General features: G+C 43.3%; 14 protein-coding genes and 1 tRNA gene. 1 reads left to right on the top strand and 14 read right to left on the bottom strand.

Annotated elements, in window-relative coordinates; translation table 11 throughout:
- Positions 1–189 precede the first annotated feature (189 nt).
- The 5 genes from QFZ48_RS20765 to QFZ48_RS20745 all read right to left on the bottom strand — a co-directional run bounded on the left by QFZ48_RS20765 (position 190) and on the right by QFZ48_RS20745 (position 5,293).
- Positions 190–2,328 carry a hypothetical protein gene (locus tag QFZ48_RS20765; protein WP_429063410.1) on the bottom strand — a complete coding sequence of 713 codons (2,139 nt, stop codon included), beginning with the start codon at positions 2,326–2,328 and terminating at the stop codon, positions 190–192.
- 282 nt (positions 2,329–2,610) lie between these two features.
- Positions 2,611–3,282 (bottom strand): response regulator, encoded by a 672-nt coding sequence (locus QFZ48_RS20760; RefSeq protein WP_429050170.1) that lies wholly within the window; start codon positions 3,280–3,282, stop codon positions 2,611–2,613.
- An 11-nt stretch (positions 3,283–3,293) separates the two neighbouring features.
- Positions 3,294–4,088 carry a sensor histidine kinase gene (locus QFZ48_RS20755; RefSeq protein WP_429063409.1) on the bottom strand — a complete coding sequence of 265 codons (795 nt, stop codon included), beginning with the start codon at positions 4,086–4,088 and terminating at the stop codon, positions 3,294–3,296.
- Complete coding sequence (locus QFZ48_RS20750; RefSeq protein WP_429063408.1) at positions 4,067–4,714, bottom strand: hypothetical protein; 648 nt, start codon at positions 4,712–4,714, stop codon at positions 4,067–4,069. Before QFZ48_RS20750 ends, QFZ48_RS20755 begins: the two co-directional genes overlap by 22 nt.
- A gap of 3 nt (positions 4,715–4,717) precedes the next feature.
- Positions 4,718–5,293 carry a hypothetical protein gene (locus tag QFZ48_RS20745; RefSeq protein ID WP_429050174.1) on the bottom strand — a complete coding sequence of 192 codons (576 nt, stop codon included), beginning with the start codon at positions 5,291–5,293 and terminating at the stop codon, positions 4,718–4,720.
- A gap of 698 nt (positions 5,294–5,991) precedes the next feature.
- Here QFZ48_RS20745 and QFZ48_RS20740 point away from each other — a divergent pair.
- Positions 5,992–6,267, top strand: coding sequence for a transposase (locus tag QFZ48_RS20740; protein WP_429050175.1), 276 nt, complete (start codon positions 5,992–5,994; stop codon positions 6,265–6,267).
- A 325-nt stretch (positions 6,268–6,592) separates the two neighbouring features.
- On the opposite strand, the gene QFZ48_RS20735 is transcribed toward QFZ48_RS20740, so the two are convergent.
- From QFZ48_RS20735 to QFZ48_RS20695, 9 genes are all read right to left on the bottom strand, one after another.
- Positions 6,593–6,961: a DUF7674 family protein gene (locus tag QFZ48_RS20735; RefSeq protein WP_429050177.1), complete on the bottom strand. Its 369-nt coding sequence runs from the start codon at positions 6,959–6,961 to the stop codon at positions 6,593–6,595.
- A gap of 230 nt (positions 6,962–7,191) precedes the next feature.
- On the bottom strand, positions 7,192–7,320 hold the full coding sequence (locus QFZ48_RS20730) for a hypothetical protein (protein ID WP_429050178.1): 129 nt from the start codon (positions 7,318–7,320) through the stop codon (positions 7,192–7,194).
- 127 nt (positions 7,321–7,447) lie between these two features.
- Complete coding sequence (locus tag QFZ48_RS20725; protein ID WP_429050179.1) at positions 7,448–7,951, bottom strand: hypothetical protein; 504 nt, start codon at positions 7,949–7,951, stop codon at positions 7,448–7,450.
- Positions 7,952–7,962: 11 nt separating this feature from the next.
- Complete coding sequence (locus QFZ48_RS20720; protein ID WP_429050181.1) at positions 7,963–8,262, bottom strand: hypothetical protein; 300 nt, start codon at positions 8,260–8,262, stop codon at positions 7,963–7,965.
- A 256-nt stretch (positions 8,263–8,518) separates the two neighbouring features.
- On the bottom strand, positions 8,519–9,232 hold the full coding sequence (locus tag QFZ48_RS20715; RefSeq protein ID WP_429050182.1) for a hypothetical protein: 714 nt from the start codon (positions 9,230–9,232) through the stop codon (positions 8,519–8,521).
- A gap of 9 nt (positions 9,233–9,241) precedes the next feature.
- Complete coding sequence (locus QFZ48_RS20710) at positions 9,242–11,521, bottom strand: Mov34/MPN/PAD-1 family protein (RefSeq protein WP_429063407.1); 2,280 nt, start codon at positions 11,519–11,521, stop codon at positions 9,242–9,244.
- Entirely contained in the window at positions 11,499–12,704 is a 1,206-nt protein-coding gene (locus tag QFZ48_RS20705) for a hypothetical protein (RefSeq protein ID WP_429050185.1), read from the bottom strand. Before QFZ48_RS20705 ends, QFZ48_RS20710 begins: the two co-directional genes overlap by 23 nt.
- 565 nt (positions 12,705–13,269) lie before the next feature.
- Positions 13,270–14,532, bottom strand: a complete 1,263-nt coding sequence (locus QFZ48_RS20700; protein ID WP_429050187.1) for a site-specific integrase — start codon at positions 14,530–14,532, stop codon at positions 13,270–13,272.
- Between the two features lie 248 nt (positions 14,533–14,780).
- Positions 14,781–14,856, bottom strand: a tRNA-Lys gene (locus QFZ48_RS20695).
- Between the last annotated feature and the right edge of the window lie 72 nt (positions 14,857–14,928).

The following is a 14,928-nucleotide window of genomic DNA, read 5'->3' as shown; positions in this document are numbered from 1 at the left end:
ATATCCATTCTACAATGGTTCAACCTGGGAAAGACAACTGTTTGCCCTGCAGTTGTGTGCCTTCCAGTCGTCTTACGCTGAACGCGTGATTTTTTTATAGCCTGGAGGTTAATGATGATCACGCCGGTATTTAGTGTGATCATCTTTAATCGCTATTTACACCTTCTTTACTTTTTTTTAAACCGTATTTCAGTATCCTTTCGCTCTTTTTAATTGTATTGGTTGTGATTTGGTTCCCCCGGTAACTTCATACAATCTCCAGGTATTTTTGTCGTTCCCAACTTCCAGCTTCCAACTTTTAGCCGGATCGGCCAGCAGTATCTTTACCTGGCGGGGAAATGCATTGGCAGCGCGTGCATCCTCCCAGGTCCGGATAACTTTAAATATGGCGTCTTTTTGCGGACAACTTTCCACCTCTTTCTGGTTCAGCCGCATACTATATGTAGTACCCAGCCCCACAGAAATGGCTTGTATATGCTCGTACTGCTCCACCGTGGATTTGGCCGTAATAGGAAAGTTCCCGCCCATGCCCACCGGGAAGAAATTGGCGTATGTTACGTCACGCAGATCTTTTCCCTGGCTGGTAGTGCTCCCCCACTCCCTGGTATCAACATCATACAGGTTTTTTCCTCCGCCAACATTCCAGATGCTCTGGTAATGCCAGGAGCCTTCCGACAATGTAGCACCGGTGAAACGGATATATGGCACGCCAACTGTGCGGGCATGTTCAAACATTTTGCGGAAGAATCTTTTGGCGGAGTAATAACCATGCCCGTTATTGAACAGGAATTCCTGTCCGTCGAAATCATAGTAAGCCAAACCATTGATCTTACACACCTCTCCATAATACTTTGCTATCTCATCCTGCAGTTGCATGTTTGGGATCACCCCGTCATATCCGTAATTAACGGTCACCTGCAGTTTGTAAACAATAGCCCCTTCCTCATGGCTTACCGGAACTGTATTCCAGTAGCCACGCTTCACGTTCAGCAACCGGTATGGCGGCTGATCCGATACACCCAGGTAATGTATCAGCTCTTTGCCGATCTTTATCATATTCAAGTCTTCGCAATGTCCCTCCCAACTGGCAATTTCATCCATATATTTTGGATCATTTACAAGGATAACCGTATCCCCAGGACTAAGCTTGCGGATAAGCAAACGCTTTTGCTGATAGCACAGGCTGTCGCTCGGAAAAGGACTGGCATCCATGGTGCCAGGCGCCAATGAATTGGTGATAGGCGTTCTGCCGATCAGGATACCCTGCCGGGCAGCCAGTGCTGCAAATTCCTTGTGCGATTTGTTACTGGCCGTCATTTTTATCGGCTTCCTTTCAAATCTGCTACCATCCATATATCCGTTAGTTCCCCTGTCTGGTCTCAAAAATCCCTGGTCGTATAAACTAATCGCCTTAAATCCCAGGCGGGCGGTATAAGATATGATGCTGTCGTATAAGCCACCGTCGGTAAGAGCGTCCGGCACAAAAGAAGCTGGGTCTTTTATCCACTTACCATTAATGACAGGATGAGGTAATTTCTCCGATATAACAATTCCCTGGAGCACGTCCAGGAGTGCCGTACTATCCGGGCTGCCCCATAAGGCTACGGAAGAACCAATATAATCAACACCGGCTAATGGCTGCACCTCAATGTGATTGGGCTTATTTGCGGCCATATGCGGGATCAGTGAAAACAAAATTTCCCGTTTGCGGGAGCGATCCCTGGATTGATAAGAAACAGAAATACGTCCCTGTTCATCTACCTGTGCTGCATCACCATACATAATCCGGTACCACGGCTCCTTGTGCGCATAAAACGCCACATCGCTGATGCCATTTCCGCCCAAACTAAATACCTGACCTTCATGCAGGGTATCCGGCAATGGGAATCGCTTTGCATCCGGTGTATGAATGATATATTGAAACGGCGCGGCGTCTCCCACTGTTGCTATGGTACCTCCCAGGGTGTTGTCATTCAGCGCCAGCATGCCTATCGCGTAGTTTACGGCTGCCGTGGTATCTCTTGCAACACCAATGATCTCTCCTAAAAGGTTGTTGATATTTGTATGATATGCCCCCCATTGAATGCCTTCAATACTGTTTTTGGAAGATAAGGATAGCAAGGTGAGTTTCAGGTACTTCGCATGCTGCGTGAGGCGCACCTGCGCTATTGACCCATTGGAATAAGTTAGTGAAATCAATTTATCCGATGGCTGGTAGTATGCCTTTACCGGTTCATAATATTGCTTGCCATCGTACAGCTGCATCAGCGGCGATGGTTTATCTGCCGGGCTGAATTCCCGGTACGGTCTCACCGTGATATTCTTCATACTGGTGATAAAGCCCCGCTTATCAATATGAATCTTAAAATAGTTGGTTCGAAAATCCCACTGCGCGTACAGGCTACAGCTATATAACGTTACCAGCAAAACAAAAAATATCTTTTTATTCATCATCGTTACTTTATTCTCTCCGGAACAATCAGTAAAGATTAAAAATTAATAATGGTGTAACAAGCAGGATTTTGACAAGATATGCTGTTATTTTTGCAGTTGAGAATCTGATTGTGGTGAATATGATGATGCGGTGACTCACGAGCGTAAATAACAATACTATTTCAACGATACGATATTATTCCGGATGGCATACAATACCAAACCGGTAACATTACGTGAACCTGTTTTCTGCAGCAGGTTATTCCGGTGACCATTGACCGTTTTTACGCTGATAAAAAGTTCCTGCGCAATCTCTTCTGCGGTATATTGTCTGCATACCAGCTGCAAAATCTCTTCCTCTCTTTTGGTGATGGAGAGGTTCTGCGGTCTGCTCCTGACAGTTCTCACCGTTCTGAGTTGCAAGGCCTTTAACGCGCGCTCATTGATGTAAGATCCTTTTGTGTACACAGCAATAATGGCTTCCTGTACTTCCTGTGGCGCACTGTCTTTCACCAGGTACCCATGTGCACCGCATTGAATTAACTGGTTAATGAAATTCTCATCATCATGGACCGACAGGATAAGGATCTTCATTTCAGGATAGGTAACCGCGAGCTCCTGGGTAACGTGCTGACCGCTGTATTCTTTGTCCCCATCCGGAGGCAGGGACAGGTCCACCAGCATCACGTCCGGGAGAACAGCCGCCTGGCGTAATTTATCCGGCACAGAGTAACCGTCAGCAGATTCAAATATCACCTTCATATCCTGCCAGGTATTGATAATCGCTTTCATCCCCTCTCTGAAAAGCACCTGGTCTTCCACTAATCCGATGTTGATCTCTTTTTTCATATGGTAAAGTATTATGCAGGTAATGTTAATCGGACAATGGCGTAGTATCCGCCTGATTCCTGGTTGCCCATTTCCAGTTTTCCTCCGAGCGAATTCACCCGGCCTTCAATACTCTTGAGACCCAGGCCCTTGTTGGCATTACCACCTGACAGTCCTCTCCCATCATCTGTATAATAACATACCAGTTCCTGGCCGTGCCGGAAAAGATCTATTCTTATCGATCTGGCGCCAGCGTGTTTGAACGTATTATTGATCATTTCCATGATGATGCGGAACAGGCCGAGGTTCATCAGCCAGGGCAGGTCGTCCATGGGGGCTTCACAACCCAGTTCTATCTTTATTTCACCGGCACTGTTGATCTGTTCCGTTACCGACTCAAGCGCGGCCTTCAGGCCGAAAGATTCCAGCTGTGGCGGCATCAGACGGTGGCTGATACTTCTCACACTAGCCAGCGCCGTCTCCGACAATTGACGAACATACTGCAAGGGCGCCTGTAATTGCTTTGTGTCATCAGCACTTTGCTGTTCGAGTACCATGATATGCATACGCATAATAGACATCACCGCTCCCAATTCATCGTGCAGGTCTTGTGCAATACGTTTACGCTCTTCTTCCTGCGCATGAATATTTGAGCGAAGCAGGTCCTGTTGGTAGCTACTCTTCAATGCCTCCTGTCTGAGTTTCTGCACAGACAAATTCTTTTGAAAATGCAGGTTCAGGAACACTACCCCAATACCGATGATGAACACAATAACCGCCAGTGGCAGCAATGCATTTAAAAAACTCAGGTCTTTGATCGCTTCCATAGGCCGATAAAAAAACAGGTGTACATGACAATGGAAAAGAATGAGTGAAATACCCAGGTGTACAAATTCAGGTTCCTGCTGAAAGCAGTGATAACAGCGCCAAAATAAAATATCAGTATGCTGGAAGAATAATAGATAAACAATCCTGAATTGATCCAGTTAAGACTGCTGATATTCCGGCCGCTTGTTTCTTTTACAATATCACTCAGAAAGAACCGGTAAGTGAACAATGCCAGGATCACAATGAGAATGCCCTCTACCGTTAATGCGATAGAGTTGAAAGTATGAACAGGCTGAATGAACAAGGAGTTGATGGTTGTAAAGAGCAAGAATAATATGGCGATGGACCATATTATTCTTGCATCTATGAATCCATTGAGCAAGGTGTTATAGAACCATGCCAGGCAAAGGAATCCTGCCGCTACGTATATGTGCAGCAGCGGCATGTTGTTTTTGCTGACGAACCAGAAAGCCAGGGAAGTGAATTGTATAACGCCCGACAGGAAAATAAACCAGGAGAACACTTTCAGCTCACGGGGCAATTTACTGTAGTGCACGGCAGCATATACTACAGTGAGTAAAACGGGTACATGTGATAACAGTATTATCGTTTCTGAGAAGCTCATATATCAGCGGTATACTTTAAGGGGGCCTGGCTGTGGGCAGGTATTCGGACAAGGGGCGTTGAGATCCAGTACGTACTGGTCGTAAGCAGCTGTTCCTGTTGAATCAATATTTGCGAGAATGGGATTTGCACCTTTGTCAAGTATAACATCCACCCCAGCGTTCCACTTGCTGGGGTCCCTGCCTTTCAGGCAGGCATTATCTACCGGTACGAGGTACAACTTGAACCCTACCTTTTCCTGAAACCCAAGATACACCCGGATGTGTTTGAACCGGCATATAGACGAATCGGCGAGTTCCGGGGGCAGCCCCATGGCAGCCAGGAGATCTACCGCACGGATGGTATAGGATTCTACCGGTGCAGTACCTTTCCAGTGGATGCGGCAAAGGCTGTCGTATGATTGAATGCTCTGACGGGCTGTTACGAGGTTCACCAATACACGGCCTACACTATCTGTGATCTGGTTGCAATCATTTCGGGTGGAGGTTTCCGGCTTAGCTGTGCCGGCGGACGGCTGATTTTTACATCCGGCGGTGGAGAGGCCCAGCACCAGGATAAGAGGAAAGAGGTGTTGCTTCATTTTAAGTTTATTTTATAGGATTTGGTTGATAGTGCAAGACAAAGATGCTGTAATGTAATTACAAAAAATGTCGCTGACGCCCGGGGGCCACAAAAACAGGTATAAATACCTGCGTCTTTTCTCAAAACAGACAATAATACCTGGTTTTCAAAAATACTCATTTCTTCTCAGTCTGCGATCAGGCGCAATTTTACAAAGTAAAACCTGATGCTAATTGCCTGCGTTTCTTCAGATTTTCCTTTTACGGATTGGGTAGCCGCATTCCTTAGTGTGGGGTTACATACTGATACATGGAAAGCTCTGCGCGTTTGCCGCGTAAGCTGAGAGGCAAAGTAATTTATGAATAAAAAGGCTTACAGGGAAAACTAAAAAGAACAGTAAGTGCTAACGCCCTTGCAGTCTATGCCTTTCATATTTTAGGAGTATTTACGGTTTCCTTTAATGACGTTATTATTTCTGGCTATATATTAGCCTGGTGATTAAGCCCTCTAGCAGCAAATCAGTAGGAGTCGCCAAGTCATTTAAATGATAAAGACTTGATCCACCTAATTCAGTAACTGCGAATTATAATGATTTATCAATTGACTTCTTAATTGTTTCCTTGTCGCGATAGTCCAATAAAAATGGAAGATATGTTGGTAGACGATATACTCTGAAATCAAATGAAGTAGTTTCATCAAATTTGTAATCCTTGAAAGATGTTATCTCTTGATGGTAGGGTAATTGCCCATCAAAATCAATTGTTAATACATGTCCCAAAGGAGGAAACGCTAATTCAGTTCCTATTATCCTTCAGGACCGTTGCCAGAACGATAAGAACTCATTATCTGGGTATTCTCAACTTCTTCAACAAAAGAGCTACCAATGCGGCTGCAGAATCATTCAATGCAAAAATAAAGTCCTTTAGAAATGCGCTAAGAGGGGTACGGGATGTAGAGTTCTTTCTTTATAGATTAACTAAACTCTATGCTTAAAATTTATGACCATCCCCCAAGTTTTCAACTTGATCCAATAAAACTGAGTAACTACGAAACACGAATCCGCACTTTGATAGACTAACAAATAGACCAAAACAACAAAGCCCGCGACCAGCGCGAGCTTTGAAACTTTCCAGTGATCCCCTTGGGAGTAGCACGTATCTTCGTAATGCCTTGTAGAATGGGTGTTTGATAGTGGTGAGCGTTTATTGCTAACCGTTATGCTAACCTAATAACGTCTGACCGTTATCGTCAGGTATGTGATACAAAAATATAAAAGAATTCTGTTACTCTCAAAAGAATCCGCTATAATTTCCTATTGTCAACCGTAGCGCGTATCGATGATTCTTAACTTGTACTCATCAAGCCTTAATTCCAGAAGTGGCCTTATTTGGTTATAAATATCCCTTTTCACCCATTTCTGTATTTTTTCACTGGTTTCCTCTTTGTCTCCTAAATGTTCATAAAAAGCTACACTGGCGGCATTCCATAAATCCTTTGTCTTTTGCTTAAAACACCATTCAGCAAAATCATAACTCCTTTTGAGCTGCTCTATGTCATTATTTCTATGTGCTGCTACTGTCGCGGGCAACAATTCAATAAAAACATCGTAAATCGAAATATCTGGCTTTTGAAACTCCTTTTTAAACTCAGGGAGACATTCCATTGCCTTTTTTCTCCAAACGCTCATAGCTGCAAATGAACTGTTTTTGTGGTATTTTTTTGTGTTGCCAATTTATGCAAAAAATAGTAATAATTCATAATTCGTCCTAGAAACTACGTACAGCCAGCTATGTTTTGGTAATACCAAAACCCTTAAAATTTTCATGCTTCGCATTCAATACTCTATAACAGAAATGGTGCAAGAAGAATCAAGCACCATTGTCATCCAATTCTATATTACACAAAAAAACAAACCCACTACTCTTCTCCGCTGCTGAAAATGGAGGCAACAAGATCATTGGTAACCTCCTCTGCAATTTCCCTTATCTTTTCCTTTTCGGCCTTACTTAAAGCCTGTATCAGCCTCCCTTCAACCCGTTTATCCATCCCCCGCATCTTTCTGTAGAACGTGGGGGTACTATAATTACATTCCTCACAAACGCGCTCCCTAAAAAGAACAGGCAACTTAGAAAACTTAGTATGCAGGTCAAGCAAAATGTTTACTGGGTGGGATTTAATACTCATAAGTGAAGTTTGAAAGGTTAGTACTATTCGCTTTTACATTCTGGATCCGTTTCTCAATGCTTAATCCGTGGAGCTTTACGAAAAAAGTCTTAAAATAATTGCCTGTGATAGCCGCTATTGTTCCATCTATCCCGTTGTCGCCATCAATCAGAATGGAAATATATTGATCCAATGCGGTTTCCAGCTCCGGCAATTCAATACCTGACTGAAAACTTGATAACTCACAAAGGTCACTTTCAAGCTCCTTTATGAGCGAAGGCGTTAAATCCTCAACACCATCCCTTCGTAAGGCATTACGAATACTAAAAGCCGCAATAGTGTTAGTTCTAAACAACGCATAGAACATCATGAAATCAGCCCGTTGGTCCCCTGTCCAGTTATCAGCAGTATTACTGCTAATGACATTTGATAACTCGTACTCGCAGACCTCAATAAAGCCACCTGAAGTGCCGCAGACCGTGATTCGATCTAAGATGGTTAATAGATTCTCCATAACATTTAATTTTAAAGGTGATTATTGGCATCAACTACAAGGCTCTCTGCCGGCAGGCTTTTGGCTACGCAACTCATCAACGCGACCAGCTGTCGCTGGCTTTGTTGTATGAACCTTCCAATCTGCTTTTCCTTTAGGAGGTCGGACAGGTATTTGCCGGTGCATTCCTGTATCTTGTTTTTTTCGTTGATGATGTCTTTAACGGCTTGCGTGTAGAATTGTTCGTCGGGGTGTTTTTGTTCGGTTGATGCTTGTTGCAGGTCAACGTGAATAAATTTTTCAAAAAAGGATAATGGGTAATACTGTTGCATATTGGTGGTTTTAAAATGTGCGCAGTATAGTTTTGGTTGCGTAATGGTCATTCATAGTCACATGATCGGGGTCTGGGGTTGTGATACGCTAAGTATCAACAGGGGTTGCAATAAAATATATCGGGCAAAAAGAAGATGTTAATGAGTTGTTAATCAGATACTTATCAAAGCAGACGGGCCTTTCAGCCTGTCTGCCTTGATAAGTTAGATTCAGGCCACAGCCTTGCTCAGCTCAACGTAAAGTGTTTTTCTGGAATTATAAGGTAGGTATAGCTTCAATCAACCTATCTGCATAGGCAAAAGCTGCAGCTTTCACCCAATCTTTTCGTATAACTACAATCCATAATAGTAAAAGCGCTATTTGGGCTCCTTGAATGAAATAAAAATTAGCGGACATACCCAAAAGCTGCCAGTTCTGATGTAAATATGCGGCATGTATATAATTCCCAAGAATAATTGCAACCAGAACAAAAATGCCTATTGGCCTAAGGCCCCAGAGATTACGGCGATATCCATATCCAGCATTTTCTTTGTAAATCAGTGGAAATTTCTTCGTATCACGGGTATTCCTTAATAGGAAACGGTTCCAGGACTGATACACACCGTCTGCAACAGCTGGATTCGCCATTTCAGAGGCATGGTCAGGCAGTACCGGCACCGGTGCTAAACGTTGTAAATGATTATGGTAGCGTTCTTTGGTATGATCATCGATCTCGTTATTTCTCCAGCGCAATAGTTGTATCGATGGAGCACCACCCCACTCTGCCCATAACTCTTTCTCTTTTTTCTTACCAAAAGTTCGACCTAAATGGGCAAGAAAATACCATAGTGCTCCCACGATTATCGAGGAAGTGAAAAACGGGATTAATGTGGCAAACTCAATAGAGTACTGCACTCCAAGTAATAATATTGGGAAAAGAAGAATTATAGTTGGATACACCCGTGCTCGTAATGTGTACGTGTCAAACATATTATTGATTTAAGTGTAAACGAATGGTAATACCGCTGTCGGTGTCATGATCAGCAAGAAAACTGGTAATGGAGGGTTCAACACTCGGTACTGCTGTAGAAATGCCTTCATCGTAGCAGCATCCGTCGTACTCATATTATTCGGTCCACGCGGATGCGAGTGCCATTCACCTATATACCCAAGCTGCCCTCCTGTGTACGAATTAATCTCAGCAATGGCATCTGGTAACCCTTTTGTACCTCGGAAGAAGCAGTTGGCATCAGCCCGACTATCGGGAGGAGGAGGAATGCTTCTTGTTACATAAATTGTCTTTGTCTTATAGTTGGCACATCCTACCAGCACTCCTCCAGTTTCAAGCGGTGAGGCATCAATCATTTTCTTCCGTAACTCTGCTAATATCCCTGCCGCAAAACGTACCTGCCAATCAGATTTATTCCTTGTGGAAAATACTTCCACTGGGCCGAAAGTGAGTAACGATACTTCATTATGGAAATAGGGATCAAAATCGAGTTTATTGAAATAAACCTTTCCTCCCTTAGTGGATTTCTCCTTCGTTTGGCCTTTAAATAGACCAGAAATCACAGCACCATGTAATGCTACTACATCATCAGGCATAATTACCGTTTCTGAATTGCATCCAATACCAGTAACTACCGTTTCCGTTTTCTCGTTTGCTTGCGACTCGCGTTGCAACCACGAAGAAATTACCGAATTGGTCATTGCCGCATCATAAAGCAACGCTTGCAGATCATCGATTCGAGGATTACGTGATGGGCCTTCAATGTATAGTAGGCCAAGGTTGCCCTTGTCAGATATTAACCCTCTACAGACCCGCACACTATGCTTAAGGTTAGTAGTCGTTAATTCATTAAAGAATGTCAATGAAGCAGTAAAATCCATTATCCATTCCCAACCACCTTTTTTGTTTTTTCCGAACTGCAGTAACCCCTCGTTGACTTTACGTGAAAGACCTAACACTGATTGTCCAGGATATAAAGCGGTGGCTTCCTTCTCGAATGCCTTTGCTTTATTTACATGCACGTGTCGGGCGCTGAGCGGATGTCGAACAAAATTGTGCGATAAAAATTTATCATGGTCACATACTACCATATTGATCGTTCCTGACTTCAATAAATGAAGTGCTACTCGGCTTCCCAGCGCGCCTAATCCAACGACTAACGTCATAGAAGTAATATCAGCATTATATCCTGAAATTTCTTTGGCCTTCGATGGCACAAGTATTTGGACATGCCTGCTAAAGTAGACTGGAGTTTCGTCACTTACCAATTCATCTTTTCCGACGATCACAACGAAGTTGATAAACTCTAGGGCTCCAGGAAAACCAATAATTGGCTTAGGGCGGAGAATAGCAACCGTTATCGGAATTTTTTCAAAGGCAAAGTGCCGACTTGAAGCCACCTCCTTGATAAGACCAGATAGCTCAATCCTATGTTCTTTACAGAAATGTTGAAACTCTAACCAGTTTGTTGGCAAAATGGTCTGGTAGATATCAACAGGCGTCGGATCATCCGACCATACCAGAAATCCAAGTAGACGGTTATCCTTTATATCTCCGTCAGTATTTCCATTCTCTTCAGTTGGGCTGCCTGTAGAATTTTTAGCTATCTGCACTCCACCGAACCACAAATCAACGTCAACACCGGCATCTTCCACACGATTTATCCAGCTTACTCGAGCAAAATTGCCTCCCACGTCAAAAGATTCTCGTTTGTTAACGATGCCGAATAACGTCGGGTAGTTGTAAGTAAAAGAGCCTATGTATCCTTCTAATCGAATAGGATCAAACTGGGCTGCGTCAGTCACCAAATCACCGGTACCTGCATCGCGTAGCCAATTTTGTGTACGTATTAGTACGTCCTCGATCCGTCGATTAGCATACCACTCATCAAGCCCCTCCACACCGCCTCTCGTCAGACAAAAAGCGGGCGGTTTACCAGGACGCGCAACATACAAATGTGGCAACTGGCTACTTGGAAAATCAATCCTATCAGGGAAAACCAATGGAGCTTTATGTGGATAAAGCTTAGGGTCAAATATTAAAAGGATTGGTTCCATTCTCTGGATATCCACTCCCCCGGCGGTGCCGAGGGGTGGAAGATCAACTTCAATATTTACGCTTACTGCAATACGATTACCGTCCCAAGAATATTTGCGGACTGTCGTATTAGGAGTGATTCCCTTTAGTACTTCTATTGTTTGAGCTAGTTCACGGTTCTGAATTGTACCCGCATATTGTTTTAAACTATTACTGTACTTTTCCAGAGCCATACGAAGATGTTGTTGATACCGATGATAAACCAGCTCCACCTACTGCTATTGCCGCTCCCTCATCAATCTTAGGCTTCATTGGGCCATACTGCGTTACTTCAAAGACAATCGGCTGCGGAGTTTTACCAATCTTCTTGTAGGTAGCAGTATTCAGAAAGTTCGTACTACCGACGCTATTAACGTATTGCTCCTTTGCCTTGTAGTGTGGTGGATTATCATCGTTATTTATTATCTCCTTACTGGATGCAATCACGCGGGCATTCTGTCTCCTATTTCGGAGCACATCAAGCGACGTATTTTTTGGCGTTGGATTTTCCTTTTGAGGACAGTCGTTAAAAAAGGTCCAGGAACAGTGATGGGAGGCCATCAGCAAATCCCAATTCAGCGCTTTATGTCGAACATCATTCCCATAACGCTTTGTCTTGTCAAGAATTTCCGCCCAGGCGATGTGGTCTGCATCACCGCCAAACATTGCCAGTGTGCAAAAATCCGTTGAATAAGAGTATGCTTTGAATCTAGCCTGAAACACTACACTTACACGATTTTTTTCCACCTCTTCATCTGAAAGATGTTTTTGATAAGGAGAGTGGACAAAAATCGAAAACGTATTTAAATCACGGTCATTAAAACGCGTAACAATATTACCGGGCACATAACGCACCAGGTCGAGACCATTTAAATCTTCATTTCCATCATAGCCAATAATAACAATTCTATTTCCCGGTAGATTCGCATCTGCACTCTTTTCACGATGCAATTTTATCCTGCGCTTTGCCTCCTTATTAAAGACTTTCTCATCTTCATTGGTGGCCACTCCCATTACCATGGGTGAAAACCAAAGTACATCGATAAAAATTTCACCAGCATCTTTGTGCTTTTGTTCATATTTTTTCGGATCACCTTGATAGAAATGCTTTTCAAAGCCGTGTAGGTGATCATCATCCCCATGTGTAAGTATAAAAGCATCCACATAGGAGACCCCTCTAATAGCATTAACAACTCTGGTGTTCAGGCTTTTTAAGAGGTCTGCTTTTACATCAAATAACTCAGGTTCGGAATTCCCTTCCGCGGCATCGCGCATACGACAATCCACCATCAAATTTGTAATGTATCCATTCTCATCGATGGAAATCAACGACTGATCGCCGTTGTCAACTGGGTAGTATTTAATTTTGCTTCCCATTCTCTTTTAAAATTTTGTTTAATAATAAAATTAATACGCCCCCCTTCCGGTATATTACCATCCGGGAGCTAAACCACCGTATTCACGTGGTAGTTCTGATTTTAAAAGAAGCTGTAGAAAGCAGGTAAAATGTACCCCTCTGTTAAGGTAGATTTGGTTGTATCATTTTTACGCATACTTTTGCGCAACAAAAAACAAAACAACAAGGGCTGCATCAATTTGATGCAGGGTTCCAACGCCTTTCCTTGAAGTTTTTGCGAGCCCGGGCTGAAGCCTGGGCTCCTTTCATTAAAAGAACTTCTTCTCGTATTTCAAACCTTCTGCCAAGTGGGGAAAAAATGACACAATTTCAGCGAGAATGTCGCACCTAACCCCTCTGATGCTTTTTTCGCCAACCACTATACTATTTTGGCATTTTAAAGCTCAAAACACTGCCATATTTTCACATTTATTTAACTTATCATGACAAAGCACATTTGTATAAAAAAGCTATTAATTGATTATCAATGAATTACGTTCATCTACTAATAATTAGTTTTTTCTCTTAATATGAGAAAGGTAAATTTCACGCTACAGCCTTGCTCAGCATGGATTCCGGCAATTTAAGGTTAAACCGTTGCTTCAATACCTGCATATCTTCACTCACTTTACTGGCGACTATCTTAGCATAGATCTGCGTGGTGCGGATGGATTTGTGCCCCAGCATGGCGCTCACGGTTTCCAGTGGTACACCGTTGGCCAGCGTAACGGTGGTGGCAAATGTGTGCCGCGCGGTATGCGTGGTGAGGTTCTTATCAATGCCGCAGAGGTCTGCTATTTCTTTGAGGTATCCGTTAAAGCGTTGATTGCTTTTGATGGGGAGTAAAACGTTGTTGGCAACGCAGTGCGGGTGTTCGCGGTACTTCCGCAGAATCTCTTTGGCTAACGGTAACAGGGGAACGTTTTCACGGCACCAGGTCTTTTCTCTGTTCTTCACGATCCAGTCTTCTCCGTCGAAATATTTGGAGATGCTGTCGGGGGTGAGCAGCAGCGCATCTTTATAGGCGTAGCCGGTGAGCGTCATGAATACGTAAGCGTCTTTGGCTTCCTGCAGGCGGGGAATGGAAAATTCTTTATGATACAGTGCGCTGAGTTCCGCCACGGTGAGTATATCCCGCTCCGGGTTGATATAGGAACATACATAATCTTGCAAGGGGTTGCACTGTAACCATTTCCGCTGGACCGCCAGTTTTAACAGCTGCTTAGTGTTCTTCAGGTATTTCATAGCGGTGTTATCCTGGATGCCTTCTGTAAGGGTGAGATAGTCGAAGAAATCCTCCGCGAAGGAAAACTCAATTCTTTCGAGGGAGATATCTTTCATTTTGAGAACGCCGGAAAGAAAGGCAGTGATTTTATCCTTTGTGGTGAGCCATTTTTTGTAGGTACTGTATTCGCGTTTCCCCTTATCTACTTTTTCTTTGAACTTCCCATTGTGAAAGTCTACGACCTGCAACAGTGTTTGTTTTTCCTGATGAACACCCAGGTAAGCGTTTTTGATCATAGTGGGGGTAACAGTTGATCCCTGCTTCTTCAACAGGTTGTAATGCCGGAGCAGCTCACCTTTAACATACTGGATCTGGTTGTTGATTTCAATGACCTCCGCTGATCTACCAATTACAGCGCTGGCTCTCTTATCAAATTTGGAAGGGTCAACCTGATAGCCGATAGAAAAGCCATCTTTAGGTAATCCGGTAACGGTCATACGGACGCAGATGGTTGCTTTGCCGCTGGGGTTCATGGTGTCGTACCGGAGATAAAAGAGGATTGATAAATCTTGACTTACTTTCATAGTCTACTAAGTTTTGGTTACCGATTTTTGGTGTTGTTTGGTGTTTTTTGGATTGGTTTGCAAGTCGCCAAATCCTTTGCCGGTAAGCATCTCAGAAAAAATCGTCTACAGTAAATTAAAAAAATTTACTGTAGACGATTTTGTAGACTCTCAAAATCGTTTGATATGATTTATCTTTTCATACCAAAAGCAGAAAAGCCGCTTAAATCCTACGATTCAAGCGGCTTTAATTTCCTTTGATGTTCTTATGGTGATCCCCTTGGGACTCGAACCCAAGACCCATACATTAAAAGTGTATTGCTCTACCAACTGAGCTAGGGAATCTTTTACCCCGTCTTTTTGTTTAACGGAGTGCAAAGATAGGAATTATTTATTTCCAGCCAAATTTTCCTGAAA

It is taken from the genome of Chitinophaga sp. W2I13 (assembly GCF_050434005.1).
In the GTDB taxonomy this organism is placed as follows: Bacteria; Bacteroidota; Bacteroidia; order Chitinophagales; family Chitinophagaceae; genus Chitinophaga.
Note: the sequence above shows the minus strand (reverse complement) of the source record. Positions and strands in the feature narration are given on the sequence as shown.